Consider the following 16,570-nt stretch of genomic DNA (forward strand, 5'->3'; position numbering starts at 1 on the left):
TAGCGCAGCTTGATGACGGAGGCGAGTCGGCCGTTCGGCAGTGATTACTGCATCATGACGATGTGAGGCACGTCGAAATGATGCTCTTCAAGATTGTTGCCGTCGCCTCCGCGATCGACCACCAGGAAGTCGCTGACCTCGTGCAGGGGCGTGAGCACGCCGTGCCAAATGTTCATGGCGATGTTGACCCCCTGGCGCGGCGCGGTGAGGAAGGCCCGTGGGGTTTCGGGAACGCCGGAGAGGTCGGACGCCACGGTCACCAGGAACGGCAGGTTGCTGAGGGGGTAGAAAGCCTGACTGCCCAGGGGATGACGCTCGACCAGTTTGAGTGTCAAGGGAAGTTCATAGGGCTGACCGCGGAAAATGGAGATGAGGGGCCTGGCATGCACGCCGCCCAATTCGACCTTGGCCAGATCATGGTAGCGCTCGGTCATGCCGTTGTTGATAGGGTAATGGTGCGCGCCTTCCATCTGGATGACCTGCCCAAATGGAGCAAAGGCCTCGGGGGTCAACGGCTCAATCAGGATCGTGCTCATGGCAGGAATTTCATGTGGCGGTTGACGTCCTTGTAGAGCAGGTAGCGAAACCGCTCCGGCCCGGCGTAACAAGCCTGGGGGCAGAAGGCGCGCAGCCACATGAAATCGCCCGGCTCCACTTCGACCCAGTCCCGATTGAGGCGATAAACAGCCTTGCCCTCGAGCACGTAAAGGCCATGCTCCATGACGTGGGTTTCCTCGAAAGGGATCACGGCGCCGGGCTCAAGCGTGACGATGTTTACGTGCATGTCGTGCCTGAGGTCGTCAGGCTCCACAAAGCGCGTCGTGCCCCAGCGGTCCGATGTGCCCGGCATCCAGCGTATGGGCTGGTCCTGTTCATTGGTGACGAAGGCGGTGGGCGCAGCGATGCCCTCGGCGGCCTCGTAGCGTTTGCGCACCCAGTGGAAGCGCACCGGCGCCGTGCTCTTGTTGTGAAGGCTCCAGCCCGAACCAGGCGGCAGGAAGGCATAGCCGCCTTCGTGCAGCAGGTGAGTTTGTCCTTCGAGGGTCAGCGTTGCCTGCCCCTCCACAACAAACAAAACCCCTTCGGCGCCCGCATCAGGCTCGGGTCGCATGCTGCCGCCGCCGGGCGCTACTTCCACGATGTACTGCGAAAAGGTCTCGGCAAAGCCCGACATGGGACGCGCGATGACCCAGGCGCGGGTCTGGTTCCAATGGGGCAAATAACTGGTGACGATGTCGGTCATCACGCCGCGCGGGATCAAGGCGTAAGCCTCGGTAAATACAGCGCGACCAGTGTGGAGCTGCATCTGCCCGGGCAGACCGGCAGCGGGGCGGGCATAGAGGGAGTTGGACATCGGTCTCCTGACGCGCAGAGCATGAACTGCTGCAGAGATAGCGCAGTTCATCGGAGCCGCAAAAGCGATTCGAGAAGCTAGTGTTCTGGCGCTTTTTCTACCTCGCGCTTGAGCTTGCTCAGCATCATGGAGGCATAGGCTGCATAGGGGCCGATCCAGCGCTCGTGAATGGCCTGGATGGGCAGGGCGTCGAGATGGTTCCAACGCTCGCGTCCGCGCCGTTCAACGATGATCAGTCCGGCCTGCTCCAGAACGCTCAGATGCTGCATCACGGTGCAACGATCAAGCTCGGGCAGGAGGGCGCACAGCATGCCCGTGGTGCGCGGTTCGCCTTTGAGGAGGTCCAGCAATTGGCGGCGGGAGCGGTGGCTCAGGGCCTTGAACACGAGGTCGTCTTGATCATCGCTTGACATGTTATGATCTTATAACATATGGCTGAAGGGGTCAAGCGCAAGGGAGATGCAAATGGCATATGAGTTCACGGTGAGCGGACGGATCGCCAAGCCGGTGCATGAGGTTTTCGAAGCGGTGGCCGATCCGGCCAAGCTGTCTAGCTATTTCACAACGGGAGGCGCCAAGGGGCGGCTCGAAACCGGGTCCGTTGTGACTTGGGATTTTGCCGATTTTCCCGGTGCCTTCCCGGTCGATGTGGTCGAGGTAGAGCAGGATCGAAAGATTGTGTTGCGCTGGGAAGCCAATGAAGGGGAGGGCAAGATGGAGGGCGTGGGCTATCAGACCACGGTCACCATGACCTTCAGCCCGCTCGAGGATGGCCGGACGCTGGTGTCCATCCACGAAACGGGGTGGCACGATACGCCCGGCGGCTTCAAGGGATGCGTAGGGAATTGCTCAGGCTGGACGCAGATGCTGTGCGCCATGAAGGTTTATGTCGAGCACGGGATCAATCTGCGGCAGGACATGTATGTATGATCGCCACAAGCACAACAAGTCACCCTCGGGCTTGACCCGAGGGCTCTGCTCTATCCTGCTACTGGTGAAGGGGAGAACCTTCGAGTCTAGCCCGAAGGTGACCATTTTGGCGAGTGGGAACAGCCTAGTCCAGCAAAACCTGTAGCCGCAGAAGGGCGATCCGCTCCACCTGCGCACTGGCGGTGGCCAATTCCTCGTCAGCCGAATTGCCGAGCCGCGTTTCGAAGGCCTGGAGGATCGAGGCCTTGGTGTTGTCGCGCACGGCGATGATGAAGGGGAAGCCGAATTTTTCCACATAGGCTGTATTGAGCTTTTCGAACTGATCTCGCTCCCTGTCGGTCAGCGCATCCAGGCCAGCCGAGGCTTGTTCCGCCGTGGAGGCTTCGGTCAGGCGCTTGGCGGCGGCGAGTTTGCCGGCAAGATCAGGATGGGCGCGCAGCACGCCCAGGCGTTCCTCGTCGCTGGCCATGCGGAACTGGGTGCGCAGGGCAAAGTGGAGACCCACGGCAGTGTCGTTGGCCGGGCCCAGTTCCCCTTCCCAGGCGCGCTCGGCGATCCAGGGGGAATGCTCGAAGATCGAGCCATAACGATGGACAAACTCTTCCTTGCCTAGCAAATGTGGGCGCACCTCCGGCGCTCTGTATGGGTGCTCGCGTGCCCAATGCTCGGCAATCTGCAGGCGCGTGGGAATCCAGACCTTCTCGAAACCCTTGATGTACTCGACGAACTTCTTGAGCCCCTGAAAGCGGCCTGGCTGGCCCACCAGGCGGCAATGAAGACCTAGTGACATCATCTTGGGCGCGCCGGCCTGCCCTTCGGCATAAAGGCAATCGAAGCTGTCCTTCAGAAACTGGAAATATTCTTCCCCATTGTCGAAGCCGGGTCCGGTGACAAAGCGCATGTCATTGGTGGACAGCGAATAGGGAATGATGAGGTTTGGCTGGCCGTTGTGGACGCGCCAATAGGGCAGGTCGTCGTCATAGGAGTCCGAGATATAGCTGAACCCCCCGGCTTCGCAGACCAGCTCGATCGTGTTGAGCGATGAGCGTCCGGTGTACCAGCCGCGTGGCCGCTCGCCTGTGGCAATGGTGTGGAGGCGGATAGCCTCGGCGATCTGGGCGCGCTCCTCCTCGGGCGGCATGTCCTTGTGCTGCACCCACTTGAGGCCATGGCTCGCGATTTCCCAGCCAGCGTCCTGCATGGCCGCCAGCTGCGCGGGCGCCCGCATCAGGGCTGTCGCCACGGCATAAACCGTTACCGGCACTTCGCTTTGGGTGAACAGCCGATGCAGTCGCCAGAAGCCCGCGCGCGCCCCGTACTCATACATGGATTCCACATTGGCGTGGCGCTGGCCCGGCCAGGGCGCTGCGCCCAGAACATCCACCAGGAAGGCTTCCGACGCCGCATCGCCATGCAGGATGTTGTTCTCGCCACCCTCTTCGTAGTTGAGCACGAACTGCACCGCCACATGGGCGCCGCCGGGCCAGTTCGCATGGGGCGGCGTTGGGCCGTAGCCGTGCATGTCGCGGGGGTAGCGCATCAGGTTTTCCCTTGGGTTTGGCGATCGCGCCATATTATGGAGAGAGGCAGTGCGATCAAGATGCACAAAAATGGACCATTTGGTAAAAAATGAGCATTGCGCTCCAGCCGTGATGCGCTAGTCTCCAAATGGGGGACAAATACACGGAGCAGCTACGAATGGCGGCAGGCGCGCGCCTCACCACCCACGTCCTCGATACGATGCACGGCAAGCCGGCACGGGGCATGCGGATCGAATTGCTGTTCGTGCATGGCGACCACACGCACCATATCACCGATAGCTATACAAACGCCGACGGGAGGGTGGACCAGCCGCTGCTCGATGAAGGGCAATTCCAGCATGGCGAGTTCGAGATCCATTTTCACGTGGGGCAGTATTTCGAGCGGTTGGGCGTAGAGCTTGAAGCGCAGTTTCTCGATGTCGTGCCGATCCGCTTCACTATAGCTGAAGACAAGCACTATCATGTGCCGCTCCTTGTCAGCCCCTTTGCCTATTCCACCTATCGGGGGAGCTAGGGCATGACCGAAGTTTCCAACGCAATTCGCTTCATCCTCAACGACGAGGAAATCACCCTTACCGATATCAAGGCCGATACGACCCTGCTTGATTGGCTGCGCCTTGAGCGGCGCCTGCGCGGGTCCAAGGAAGGTTGCGCCGAGGGCGATTGCGGCGCCTGCACCGTTCTGGTCGGGCGATTGATGGACGACGAGATCATCTACGACTCCGTTACAGCCTGCATCCGCTTCGTGGGGAGCCTGCATGGCACACACGTCGTCACCATCGAGCATTTGCGCGGGAAGGACGGGATCCTGCATCCCGTGCAGCAGGCCATGGTGGATCACCATGGCTCGCAATGCGGCTTCTGCACCCCAGGGTTCGTGATGAGCCTTTATGGGCTCTGGATGAGAAACCCTGAGCCCAGTCAAACCGCGATCGAAAAGGCCCTTCAGGGCAATCTTTGCCGCTGCACGGGCTATGCCCCGATCATTCGCGCGGGCAAGGCAATGGGCACCTATGGTCAGCCACAGGCTGATCCGCTATGGGCCGAACGCATTGCGCTCAAGGGAAAGATCAAGGCGATCACCGATGGGCGGCGCGTCGAAATCAGCGACCAGATCATCGTGCCGGCGAACCTGGATGATTTCGCCCGCGTTTACGAAGCCAATCCACAAGCGACGATCGTGGCCGGGTCCACCGATGTGGGGCTGTGGGTCACCAAGTTCATGCGCACGATCAGCCCGGTGATCTTTATCGGCCATTTGCCCGAGCTGCGCCGCATTGCCGAGAACGACGGCGAAGTGCAATTCTATGCCGGCGTGTCCTATTCGGAAGCGCTGCCGACGCTCACGACGCATTTCCCTGCGATGGCCGAGTTGTGGAACCGCCTCGCCGGCGAGCAGATCCGCAACATGGGAACCATCGGTGGCAATATCGCCAATGGCTCGCCTATTGGGGATACGCCACCGCCATTGATCGTGCTTGGCGCCAAGCTGCATTTGCGGCGAGGCGAGCATCGTCGCGAGATCAAGCTGGAAGACTATTTCCTCGCCTATGGCAAGCAGGACCGCCAGCCCGGCGAGTTCGTGGAAAGCGTCACCATTCCTCTTTTGCCCGCTGGCGAGAAGTTTGCCGTCTACAAGATTTCCAAGCGGCGCGAGGAGGATATATCGACACTGTGCGGGGCCTTTAGGATATCTGTAGACGATGCCGGGAATGTCGACACGGCGCGGATCGCCTTTGGCGGAATGGCGGCAACGCCCAAGCGGGCCAGGGCGGTTGAGGCGGTCCTGGTTGGGCAGCCCTGGATACAAGCAACGATAGAGGCCGCCATTGCAGCCTTTGCCGAGGATTACCAGCCCATCTCCGACATGCGCGCTTCGGCCGAATACCGTCTCCTGACGGCGCAGAACCTGCTCAAGCGGTTCTATCTAGAAACGGTCGGGCAGGGGCAGCGGCTCAAGCGAGAGGTAGCCTGATGAAAATGTCTCGCTCAGTAGACCTCATCCTGAGCCCGCAGAAGGACGATATCGTCGCAACACTGGCGTTCTCGACCTTGTGGTTCGGCAAGCTCACCATGAGGTCTCAGGAATCGGAGGCTGCAGAATGAACAAGCACCAGCCGCCCATTACCCTCCAAACGCTCCACACCACGATCCCGCATGATAGCGGGCCCAAACACGTTGCCGGGGTCGCCGAATATATCGACGACATGATCGAGCCGGCGAGCACCATGCACGCCTATCTAGCGCTCTCGGCAAGAGCGCATGCCGAGATCGTGGGGATCGACTTTTCCGCTGTTCGCGCCGCGCCGGGCGTCATCGGCATCCTCACCGCCGAGGACATTCCCGGAGAAAACGACGTCAGCCCCAGCCACAAGCATGACGAGCCGATCTTTGCCGTGGGCAAGGTGCATTTCTGGGGCCAACCGCTGTTTGCGGTCCTCGCCGAAACGCGCGGCCAGGCGCGTCGGGCGGCACACCTCGCCAAGGTAGAATACAAGGATCTCCCCTTCATCAACACCGTTCGCGAGGCGCAGCAAGCCGGTGGTAAGCTGGTTGCCGAACCGCTCAAGCTTGAGCGCGGCGACGTGGAAGCTGGGCTCGCTGCAGCACCGCGCAAGGTGGCTGGTCATGTCGAGATCGGCGGGCAGGATCATTTCTACCTTGAAGGCCAGATTGCCATGGCCATTCCGGGCGAGGACGAGGACGTCACCGTCTTTTCATCCACCCAGCACCCCAGCGAAGTGCAATTGATGGTCGCGCAGGTGCTTGGCATTCGTCACCATGCAGTGACGATCAATGTCCGGCGCATGGGTGGCGGTTTTGGCGGCAAGGAAACGCAGGGCAATCTCTTTGCTTGTGTTGCAGCGCTTGCCGCCAAGAAATGGAACCGTGCCTGCAAGATCCGCCCCGACCGCGACGATGACATGACCGCTACGGGCAAGCGCCACGACTTCGTGGTGGACTACCAGGTCGGTTATGACGAGAGCGGCAAGATTCATGCTGTGGACGCCGTTTATGGCGCCCGGGCCGGGTTCTCGTCGGACCTTTCGGGCCCTGTTACGGATCGTGCCCTGTTTCACGCCGATAATGCCTATTGGTATCCCGCGGTGCGGGTGCGCTCGGAGCCGCTCTATACCAACACCGTGTCCAATACGGCGTTTCGTGGGTTTGGCGGGCCGCAGGGCATGCTGGCAGCCGAGCGGTGGATCGAGGAGATCGCCTATGATCTGGGCAGGGACCCGCTCGAAATCCGCAAGGCCAATTTCTATGGCACCGACCGGAACAATGTGACGCCCTATCACCAGACCGTGGAAGACAACGTCATCCACCGCGTGGTGGAAGAGCTTGAGACATCATCCGACTACCAGGCGCGCCGCCGCGCTATCCTTGATTACAATGCGACAAGCCCGATCCTGAAGAGGGGCATTGCGCTGACGCCGGTGAAGTTCGGCATCTCCTTCACCGCCACCTGGTACAACCAGGGCGGGGCGCTGGTGCATCTCTATAAGGATGGCACGATCCAGCTCAATCACGGCGGCACGGAGATGGGGCAGGGGCTCCACACCAAGGTGGCGCAGCTGGTGGCGGATGCCTTCGGCGTGGGGCTCGAAACAGTCAAGATCATGACGACCTCGACTGGAAAGGTCGCCAACACGTCGGCCACTGCGGCATCTTCGGGGACCGATCTCAACGGCGCGGCAGCACTGGACGCTGCCCGGCAGATCAAGGAGCGGCTGGCGCGCCATGCGGCCAAGCTCTTTGATGTAAGCGAGTCTCAGGTGGAGTGGGCGCAAGGCGGCGTTCGAACCGGGGACAAGTTCATCGGCTTGGCGGAACTCGCCATGTCCGCCTATCTCAACCGTGTGCAACTCTCGGCTGCAGGTTTTTACCAGACGCCCAAGGTGCACTGGGACCGCGCCACCGGCCGGGGCCGTCCATTCTACTACTACGCCTATGGCGCTGCCGTCAGTGAAGTCACCATCGATACGCTTACCGGCGAAAACAGCGTCGATCGCGTCGACATTCTCCACGACGTGGGCCGATCGCTCAATCCGGCGCTTGACCTAGGGCAGATCGAGGGCGGGTTCATTCAAGGCATGGGTTGGCTCACCACCGAAGAATTGTGGTGGGACAGCAAGGGTGAGCTGCGCACCAAGGCGCCCTCCACCTACAAGATCCCGCTGGCCTCCGACGTGCCGCCCATCTTCAACGTCAAGCTGGCCGAATGGTCGGCCAACAAGGAAGCCGCTGTGGGTCGTTCCAAGGCCGTGGGCGAGCCGCCCTTCATGCTGGCCATGAGCGTGGTTGAGGCGCTGTCCATGGCCGTTGCCAGCGTCGCCGATTACCGGATTGCGCCGCGGCTCAATACGCCGGTGACACCGGAGCGCGTGCTGATGGGCGTCGAGCGGCTGAAGCGGGAGGCGCGGGGGTGAGATCGGTGGTTTTCTTGGCCACGTCACCTTCACCTGACCTCCCCCTGGGGGGCTTGCCTGCGCGTGGTACCATGCCATGAGCACCCGTCTCGCCCAGCTCACCGCTTTCTTCTCCGCCACCCACCACGCCATCGTATGCGAACTCACCTCCGTCCGCGGCTCCTCTCCTCGTGAACAAGGTACGTTCATGCTTGTGGGGCCGGATACGCTGTTTGGCACCATTGGCGGCGGCGCGCTGGAATACATGGTGATTGAGCATGCCCGGCGGCTCCTGGCGGATGGCCGGGGGCAAGAAGCCATGGACGTGCCGCTTGGCCCTGAGATCGGGCAGTGTTGCGGGGGCAGGGTCGGTGTTTCCCTTCTTTATGCCGACAACGCCATCCGCCAGAGACTCACCGACACCGTGGCTACCGAACAAGCGGCCTTGCCGCATGTCTATGTGTTTGGCGCCGGCCATGTGGGGCGCGCTTTGGCGCAATTTCTTGCCATGCTGCCGGTGCAACTCGAGGTGATCGATACTCGCCGTGAGGAACTGGCACTCTTGCCGCCCGGCATCAACTCACGTGCCGTGCCTATGCCCGAAGCTGTCGTCCGCTCGGCACCGCAGGGTAGCAGCTTCGTCATCCTTACCCATGATCATGCGCTCGACTTCCTTCTTGCCCAAGAAGCCCTGGCGCGCACAGACGGCCCCTATGTTGGCATGGTCGGCTCCACGACCAAGAGGGCGCGATTCTCTAGCTGGTTCCGTGGCGAGGGTGGGGACGAGCGGGCGCTGGAACGGTTAATTTTACCAATTGGCCAACAAGGGCTTGGGGATAAACGGCCTGAAGTCATCGCGGCACTAGCGGCGGCGGAAATTATGGTCCACATTCAGCGACGGGAAGCTGAGATTGCGCGGGCACGCGCCCCCAAGAGTTTGGGGGTGGTGATTGGACGTTAGTATGCCGCATCGGCTTGAATTGATTGGTATTACCAAGCGCTTCCCCGGCGTTCTTGCCAACGACAATGTTTCCTTTTCCGTGCGCCCCGGTGAAATCCACGCTCTCCTGGGCGAAAATGGCGCGGGCAAATCCACCCTCGTCAAAATGATATACGGCATCATGCAGCCCGATAGCGGCGAGATCCGCTGGGATGGACAGCCCGTGCAGATCGCGAACCCCAAAGCCGCCCGCAAGCTGGGCATCGGCATGGTGTTTCAGCATTTTTCGCTGTTTGAAGCGCTGACGGTGTTGGAAAACATCGCCTTGGGCATGGACAGCAAGATCCCCTCTCGCGAGCTCGAAAGCCGCATTCGCGATGTCATGAGCACCTATGGGCTGCTGCTTGATCCGCACCGGACGGTCGCAACCCTTTCCGTTGGTGAGCGCCAGCGCATCGAGATCGTTCGCGCGCTTCTGCTTGATCCCAAGCTCCTGATCATGGATGAGCCAACTTCCGTGCTGACGCCGCAGGAGGTCGAGCAATTGTTCGAGGTCCTGCGCAAGCTGGCTGCGCAGGGCTGTTCCATCCTCTACATTTCTCACAAGCTGCATGAGATCAAGGCGCTTTGCGACACGGCGACGATCCTGCGCGGCGGCAAGCTGGTGGATACTTGCGATCCCAAGGCGGAAACCTCCCGCTCCATGGCCGAAAAGATGATCGGTGCGGGGCTCAAGGACATCGTTCGCGCGCCCGGGCGCAGCTTGGGCCAGCCCAAGCTTGTGATCTCGCGCCTGTCGACCACCAAGACCGGGCATTTCGAAGTGCCGGTCGATAATGTCAGCTTCACCGTGCGCACCGGGGAAATCTTCGGGATAGCTGGCGTCGCCGGCAATGGGCAGAACGCCTTGCTCGATGCGCTTTCGGGCGAGATCCGCAGCGACGACAAGGACGCCATCACCATTGATGGTTATCCCCTGGGCCTGCTGGACACGACCGGTCGCCGCAAGCGGGGGCTTTGTGCCGTTCCGGAAGAGCGCAACGGCCATGCCGCCGTGGCCGACTTTTCGCTCAGCGACAATTCTATTCTGACCGCACGTGACCGGCTGGGCATGGTGATGCTGGGATTGATCAATTCAGGCGCCGCCAAGACCTATACCGGCAAGGTCATCGCCGATTTTGCCGTCAAGGCTCTGGGTCCAGCGTCCACTGCGGGATCGCTTTCGGGCGGGAACCTTCAGAAATACATCATGGGCCGCGAGATCCTGCAAAAGCCCAGCGTGCTGGTCGTGAGCCAGCCGACCTGGGGCGTCGATGCCGGCGCAGCCGCCGCCATCCATCAGGCGCTAGTGGATTTGGCATCCGCGGGCTCCGCCATCGTGGTCATCAGCCAGGACCTCGATGAGCTGCGCGCGCTGTGTGACACCATGGCGGTTATCAATATGGGGCGCCTGTCGCCCGCACGACCTGTAGGCGAGGTGAGCGTGGAAGAAATCGGCCTCCTCATGGGCGGTGTGCATGGCTCGACGGAGGCGCACGATGCCGTTCCGGCTTGAGAAGCGCCAGGAGCCTTCCCGCTTCATGGTCTATGCGACGCCCGTAGCGGCCGTCTTGTTGACCATGATCGTGGGTGCCATCATCTTTACCCTGATCGGCTACAACGGCATCGGCGCCGTACGGGAAATCTTCCTTACGCCGCTGACCAACAGCTATAAATGGCAGGACCTCGGCGTCAAAGCCGCGCCCCTCATCATCATCGGGGTGGGCCTCTCCATTGCCTATCGCGCCAATGTCTGGAACATCGGCGCTGAAGGCCAGTATGTCATGGGCGGCCTTGCCGGCACTTGGGTAGCGCTGGCGACCTACAACATGACTGGCCCCTGGATCCTGCCCGCCATGATCCTGGCGGGTGTGCTGGGCGGCGCTCTTTATGCCGCCATCCCTGCGTTCTTCAAGGTGCGTTTCAACGTCAACGAGATCCTGACCTCTTTGATGCTGACCTATGCCTCGGTGCAACTGATCTATTATCTGATCCGCCTGCCCTGGAAGGACCCGATGGGCATGGGTTTCCCCCAGACGCGCCTCTTTGCGGAAGCTGCGCGCCTGCCCACCATCATCCCCGGCACCATCGTGCATCTGGGCGTGCCGATCGCCATCCTGGTGGCGGTCCTTGCCTGGTTCATCATGTCCCGTTCAGTATTCGGTTACCAGATGAAAGTGGTCGGTGCTGCCCCCCATGCCGCGCGCTATGGCGGGTTCTCGGAAAACAAGACGATCTGGCTTGCCATGCTGGTGAGCGGCGCGCTGGCAGGGCTTGCCGGCGTGCTGGAAGTGGCCGGACCCTTCCAGCGCATGGTGCCGGGTTTCCCTACCAATTATGGGTTCACCGCGATCATCGTGGCTTTCCTGGGCCGGCTCAATCCACTCGGCGTAATCTTCGCCGGCATTGTCATGGCCATTACCTTTGTGGGTGGCGAAGTGGCGCAGACCACGATCGGGCTGCCCAATGCCGCGACCGGCATTTTCCAGGCCATGGTGCTGTTCTTCCTCCTCGCCGGTGACATCCTCGTGCGCTACCGCATCCGGCGCGTGCAAGCAGCGGTAGGGACGGCCTGATGGAAATCTTGATCCCCATCGTCATTACCCTTGTTGGCGCCGCGACCCCGATCCTGCTGGCAGCGCTTGGCGAGCTGGTGGTGGAAAAGGCCGGGGTGCTCAATCTTGGCGTGGAAGGCATGATGCTGGTCGGCGCCATAGCGGGCTTTGCCGCCCAGTTTTACACCGGCAATCCGTATTTCGCCCTGCTGATCGGCGCCTGCGCGGGAGCTGCGACCTCGCTGATCTTTGGCTTCCTAACGCTAAGCCTTTCCGCCAACCAGACGGCGACTGGGCTTGCACTTACCATTTTCGGCACCGGCTTTTCGGCGCTTGCCGGCGCACCATTCTCTGCCCGCCCTATCGAGCTGATGCGCCCGCTCTTTCCCGCAGAACTTGCCACCCATCCCGTCTGGCGCGTCGTTTTCGGCTATTCAGCGCCGGTCTACTTTTCCTTCTTCATGGTCTTTGCCATCTGGTATTTCCTCAAGAAAACCCGTGGTGGCCTGATCCTGCGGGCCGTGGGCGAGAACGATCTTTCCGCCCATTCCATCGGCTATTCGGTCAAAGGCGTGCGCTACGCTGCGGTTGTGTTCGGCGGGGCCATGGCCGGTATTGCCGGAGCGTGCTTCCCCCTCCTTCTCACCCCGCAATGGGCCGAGCGCATGACGGCGGGCCGCGGCTGGATCGCGGTGGCGCTGGTGGTCTTTGCATCCTGGAAGCCATTCCGGCTTCTTGCCGGCGCCTATCTCTTCGGCCTCGTCATGACCATGGAGCTTTACGCCAAGGCTGGCGGCGGCCCACTTTCGGTCATTCCATCCGAGCTTTGGGCCGCTTTGCCCTACCTCGCGACCATCATCGTGCTCGTGCTGATCTCCATCCGGCGCGACGCGTCCACCAATGCACCGGCTTGCCTCGGCAAGCCGTTTTTGCCCAGCAATTGAGCCGGCGCCAATGACCGTCTCGATGAACAAAGAAAAAGTCATTCAGGAGAGACAAATGACCCTTTCACGCCGCACAATCCTTAAAACTGGGGCTGCCGCCGCAGCCTTGCCGCTGCTGGGCTCCAAGGCCTTCGCCCAAGCCGAGCCGCTCAAGATCGGCTTCATCTATGTCGGCAGCATCAACGACAACGGCTACAACTACGCCCATAATCAGGGCCGCATCTATGTCGAGGAGCAGCTCGGCGATGCGGTGGAAACCACCTATGTCGAGAACGTGCCTGAAGGCCCGGACTGCGAGCGCGTGCTGCGTGAACTGGCCCAGCAGGGCAACAAGCTGATCTTCGCAACCAGCTTCGGCTTCGGCGATTCGGTGATCAAGGTTGCCCAGCAATTCCCCGACGTAAAGTTCGAGCACGCCACGGGCTACCAGAAGGCCCCCAATGTCGGCCTTTACAATGCGCGCTTCTATGAAGGCCGTGCCGTGTGCGGCGTCGTTGCGGGTCACCTCTCCAAGACCGGCAAGGCCGGCTATATCGGCTCCTTCCCGATCCCCGAAGTGGTAATGGGCATCAACGCCTTTGTACTGGCTGCCCGCCAGGTCAATCCCGAGTTCACTATCAAGCCGGTGTATATTTCGACCTGGAACGACCCGGCCAAGGAAGCCGACGCTGCCCGCGCCATGATCGATCAGGGCCTCGATGTCATCGCCCAGCACACCGATGGCCCGGCGGCCCTTCAGGTCGCGCAGGAACGCGGCATTGTCGGTGGCTTCGGTCAGGGCGCCGACATGAGCGCCTTTGCCCCTGAAACCCAGCTGACCTCGATCATCGACAATTGGGGCCCGCATTATCTCGCCTCGGCCAAGGCCGTTATCGATGGCACCTGGACCCCCGGCGACACCTGGGAAGGTCTCAAGGAAGACGTGGTCCAGATCGGGCCTTACGGTCCAAAGGTCACCGAAGAGGTTAAGGCAGCCGCCGAAGCCATGCGCACCGGGCAGATCGATGGCTCGGTCCACATCTTCACCGGTCCGATCAAGGACAATACCGGCACCGAACGCGTTGCCGCCGGCGTCACCATGACCGATGCGGAACTGCTTTCCATGGACTGGTATGTTGAAGGCGTCGAACAGCCGGCGTAAGCTTTTTTGATCTAAAGCCTTAAGGGGCGGGCCAGTGCCCGCCTCTTTGCTGACTGCTGCTGCAGTAGGCCTCATCCTGAGCTTGCCGAAGGACGAAGTCGTGGCACACTCAGCTGCACGACCTGGTGGGTGCGGCAGGCTCACCATGAGGTCTACTGGAGAGATGGTTACGATGCCCTACTACGCAATCGCCTATGAGTGGCTCAGCTTTGCCGTGCGCTGGCTGCATGTGGTCACGGCCATTGCCTGGATCGGCTCGTCCTTTTACTTCATCGCGCTCGACCTTGGCCTGCGCAAGACGCCCAGCCTGCCCCCTCTTGCCCATGGCGAAGAATGGCAGGTGCATGGCGGAGGTTTCTACCACATCCAGAAATACCTGGTGGCGCCCGATTTCCTGCCCGAGCACCTGACCTGGTTCAAATGGGAAAGCTATTGGACCTGGCTCTCGGGCTTCATGCTCATGGTTCTGATCTATTATGTCGGCGCCGACCTCTACCTTATAGACCGCAATGTCCTCGATGTGCCCAATTGGGCCGCGATCCTGATTTCCATGGGGTCTATCGTTCTAGGCTTCGTGGTCTACAACCGCCTTTGCAAGTCCCCGCTTGGCAATTCGCAGAACGGGCTGATGCTGGTGCTGTTTGCGATCCTCACGGCCATGGCCTGGGGCTATACGCAGCTATTCACCGGCCGCGCGGCCATGCTCCACATGGGTGCGTTCACGGCTTCGATCATGGCGGCAAATGTGGCCATGATCATCATTCCCAACCAGAAGATCGTGGTGGCCGATCTCAAGGCTGGGCGCGTGCCGGACGCGAAGTACGGCAAGATCGCCAAGCAGCGATCGCTGCACAACAACTACCTGACGCTGCCCGTCATCTTCTTCATGCTCTCGTCCCATTATCCGCTGGCTTTTGCCACCCAGTGGAACTGGATCATCGCCTCCCTGATCTTCCTTGTGGGCGTCGTCATTCGGCACTATTTCAACACGCGCCATGCCCGCAAAGGCAATCCGCACTGGACCTGGGCGGTCGCGGTCATCATCTTCATCATGATCGCGTGGCTCTCCTCCGGCCCCAAGCTGCCGGGTTCGGCGGGAGAGGAGGTGGCGTCTCGTGCGGCCGAGCCGTTTCTCAACGCTCAGCACTTCCAGCAAGCCAGCCTAGCGGTGCAAACACGCTGCGCCATGTGCCACACGGCAGAGCCGGCCTGGCCCGGAATCTACCAGGCACCCAAAAATGTCATTCTCGACAATGACATTGCCATCGCCAACCACGCCAAGGATGTCGCCATGCAGGCCGGCTATTCCCATGCCATGCCGCCCGGCAATGTCAGCGAAATGACGCCCCAAGAACGCGCCCTTCTTGTTGAATGGTTCCGCGAAGGCTCGGGCCAATGAGCCAGACTATTCTGCGCGGGCGGGTGCTGAGTTTCGTCAGCGAGCCGCAAGCGATCGATGATACAGCAAGCTATAGCTACCTCCAAGATGGCGCCGTCGTCATCGTTGACGGGAAGATCGTTGCCGTAGAGCCATGGTCGGCAATTGCGCCCCTCGGTGCCGACTATATCGATCATCGTCCGCATTTGATCATGCCGGGCTTTATCGACATGCACCTGCATTATGTGCAGTCGCAGATGATCGCCTCCTATGCCGGTTCGCTCTTGGAATGGCTCAACACTTACACCTTCCACGAAGAGCAGAAATTCAGCCAGCAGGGCCATGCCGACGCTGTAGCGTCCGCCTTTTACGATGAGCTGATCCGCAACGGCACGACCACGGCGGTGGCTTATTGCTCCAGCCACCCCCGGTCGGTCGATGCCTATTTCGCCGAAGCCGAAAAGCGCAACATGCTGATGTTGGGCGGCAAGGTGATGATGGATCGCAATGCGCCCGAAGCGCTCTGTGACACCGCCCAGTCCGGCTATGACGACACCAAGATGCTCATCGAACGCTGGCATGGACGGAGCAGGGCGCTCTATGCCATCTCGCCACGCTTTGCCATCACCTCAACTCCGGGGCAAATGGAGGCAGCCCAAGCGCTCGTTCGTGAGCATCCCCAATGCTATGTGCAGACACACTTAAGCGAAAACGACGGTGAGATTTCGCTCTCGATGGAGCTTTACCCCAATTCGCCTGACTATACCGGTATTTACGAGGATTACGGCCTGCTCGGTCCCAAGACACTGCTTGGCCACAGCATTCACCTCAACCATCGCGAAACCCAAGTCCTGGCGGAAACCGGTTCCGTCGCCGTGTTCTGCCCCACCTCGAACCTGTTTCTGGGCTCTGGCCTGTTTGATCGGGAGCGGTTCGCCAAGGCCGGGGTGCGGATCGGGATTGCCACCGATATCGGCGGGGGCACCAGCTATTCCATGCTGCGCACGCTGGATGAAGGCTATAAGATCCTCCAGCTGCGCGGCCAGCGGCTCAATCCCTTCGCGTCCTTCTATATGGCGACTTTGGGCAATGCGCGGGCGCTTTCCCTCGAGGGCACGATCGGCGCCGTGGCGCCCGGCCATGCGGCGGATCTGGTCGTCCTCAACGCTGCAGCGACGTCCGCCATGGCCCTGCGCATGCAGACGGTGACGAGCCTTGCCGAGGAATTGTTTCTCCTCCAAACCCTGGGTGATGACCGCTCGATCGCGGAGGTCTATGTCGCTGGTGCAAGGGCGAAGTCCGTTTTGAGCGGGTTCTCAGCGCCATCATCCTGACT

Annotated in this window: 16 protein-coding genes; 12 read left to right on the plus strand and 4 right to left on the minus strand. The window is 61.0% G+C overall.

Annotated features, from left to right (window positions below; genetic code table 11):
• Positions 1–44 precede the first annotated feature (44 nt).
• From DDE77_RS08800 to DDE77_RS08810, 3 genes are all read right to left on the minus strand, one after another.
• The gene (locus DDE77_RS08800; RefSeq protein WP_108397088.1) at positions 45–536 is read right to left on the minus strand and encodes an ureidoglycolate lyase; all 492 of its coding nucleotides are present in this window, start codon (positions 534–536) and stop codon (positions 45–47) included.
• The gene (locus tag DDE77_RS08805; protein WP_108397089.1) at positions 533–1,354 is read right to left on the minus strand and encodes a bifunctional allantoicase/(S)-ureidoglycine aminohydrolase; all 822 of its coding nucleotides are present in this window, start codon (positions 1,352–1,354) and stop codon (positions 533–535) included. The genes DDE77_RS08800 and DDE77_RS08805 overlap by 4 nt, the downstream gene beginning before the upstream one ends.
• A gap of 77 nt (positions 1,355–1,431) precedes the next feature.
• Positions 1,432–1,767: an ArsR/SmtB family transcription factor gene (locus tag DDE77_RS08810; protein ID WP_108397090.1), complete on the minus strand. Its 336-nt coding sequence runs from the start codon at positions 1,765–1,767 to the stop codon at positions 1,432–1,434.
• 52 nt (positions 1,768–1,819) lie between these two features.
• Between DDE77_RS08810 and DDE77_RS08815 the strand changes: the two genes are divergently transcribed.
• Positions 1,820–2,284 carry an SRPBCC family protein gene (locus tag DDE77_RS08815; RefSeq protein WP_108397238.1) on the plus strand — a complete coding sequence of 155 codons (465 nt, stop codon included), beginning with the start codon at positions 1,820–1,822 and terminating at the stop codon, positions 2,282–2,284.
• A gap of 124 nt (positions 2,285–2,408) precedes the next feature.
• On the opposite strand, the gene puuE is transcribed toward DDE77_RS08815, so the two are convergent.
• Positions 2,409–3,824 carry an allantoinase PuuE gene (gene puuE, locus DDE77_RS08820; RefSeq protein WP_108397239.1) on the minus strand — a complete coding sequence of 472 codons (1,416 nt, stop codon included), beginning with the start codon at positions 3,822–3,824 and terminating at the stop codon, positions 2,409–2,411.
• A 158-nt stretch (positions 3,825–3,982) separates the two neighbouring features.
• Here puuE and uraH point away from each other — a divergent pair, with 158 nt between their 5' ends.
• The 11 genes from uraH to guaD all read left to right on the plus strand — a co-directional run bounded on the left by uraH (position 3,983) and on the right by guaD (position 16,568).
• Positions 3,983–4,339: a hydroxyisourate hydrolase gene (gene uraH, locus DDE77_RS08825; RefSeq protein WP_108397091.1), complete on the plus strand. Its 357-nt coding sequence runs from the start codon at positions 3,983–3,985 to the stop codon at positions 4,337–4,339.
• A 3-nt stretch (positions 4,340–4,342) separates the two neighbouring features.
• Positions 4,343–5,800 carry a xanthine dehydrogenase small subunit gene (gene xdhA / locus DDE77_RS08830; protein WP_108397092.1) on the plus strand — a complete coding sequence of 486 codons (1,458 nt, stop codon included), beginning with the start codon at positions 4,343–4,345 and terminating at the stop codon, positions 5,798–5,800.
• Positions 5,800–5,931, plus strand: a complete 132-nt coding sequence (locus tag DDE77_RS20065; protein ID WP_281261296.1) for a hypothetical protein — start codon at positions 5,800–5,802, stop codon at positions 5,929–5,931. The genes xdhA and DDE77_RS20065 overlap by 1 nt, the downstream gene beginning before the upstream one ends.
• Entirely contained in the window at positions 5,928–8,258 is a 2,331-nt protein-coding gene (gene xdhB, locus DDE77_RS08835) for a xanthine dehydrogenase molybdopterin binding subunit (RefSeq protein WP_108397093.1), read from the plus strand. Before DDE77_RS20065 ends, xdhB begins: the two co-directional genes overlap by 4 nt.
• A 76-nt stretch (positions 8,259–8,334) precedes the next feature.
• Entirely contained in the window at positions 8,335–9,198 is an 864-nt protein-coding gene (gene xdhC / locus DDE77_RS08840) for a xanthine dehydrogenase accessory protein XdhC (protein WP_108397094.1), read from the plus strand.
• A 1-nt stretch (position 9,199) separates the two neighbouring features.
• A complete protein-coding gene (locus DDE77_RS08845; protein ID WP_108397095.1) occupies positions 9,200–10,732 on the plus strand; it encodes an ABC transporter ATP-binding protein in 1,533 nt (510 codons plus the stop codon).
• Positions 10,716–11,792: an ABC transporter permease gene (locus tag DDE77_RS08850; RefSeq protein ID WP_108397096.1), complete on the plus strand. Its 1,077-nt coding sequence runs from the start codon at positions 10,716–10,718 to the stop codon at positions 11,790–11,792. The genes DDE77_RS08845 and DDE77_RS08850 overlap by 17 nt, the downstream gene beginning before the upstream one ends.
• Positions 11,792–12,715 carry an ABC transporter permease gene (locus DDE77_RS08855; protein ID WP_108397097.1) on the plus strand — a complete coding sequence of 308 codons (924 nt, stop codon included), beginning with the start codon at positions 11,792–11,794 and terminating at the stop codon, positions 12,713–12,715. Before DDE77_RS08850 ends, DDE77_RS08855 begins: the two co-directional genes overlap by 1 nt.
• A 55-nt stretch (positions 12,716–12,770) precedes the next feature.
• Entirely contained in the window at positions 12,771–13,856 is a 1,086-nt protein-coding gene (locus DDE77_RS08860) for a BMP family ABC transporter substrate-binding protein (RefSeq protein ID WP_108397240.1), read from the plus strand.
• Between the two features lie 172 nt (positions 13,857–14,028).
• Positions 14,029–15,255 carry a urate hydroxylase PuuD gene (locus DDE77_RS08865; protein WP_108397241.1) on the plus strand — a complete coding sequence of 409 codons (1,227 nt, stop codon included), beginning with the start codon at positions 14,029–14,031 and terminating at the stop codon, positions 15,253–15,255.
• Entirely contained in the window at positions 15,252–16,568 is a 1,317-nt protein-coding gene (gene guaD, locus DDE77_RS08870) for a guanine deaminase (protein WP_108397098.1), read from the plus strand. The genes DDE77_RS08865 and guaD overlap by 4 nt, the downstream gene beginning before the upstream one ends.
• Positions 16,569–16,570 lie beyond the last annotated feature (2 nt).

Source organism: Devosia submarina, from assembly GCF_003056345.1.
GTDB classification, from domain to species: Bacteria; Pseudomonadota; Alphaproteobacteria; order Rhizobiales; family Devosiaceae; genus Devosia; species Devosia submarina.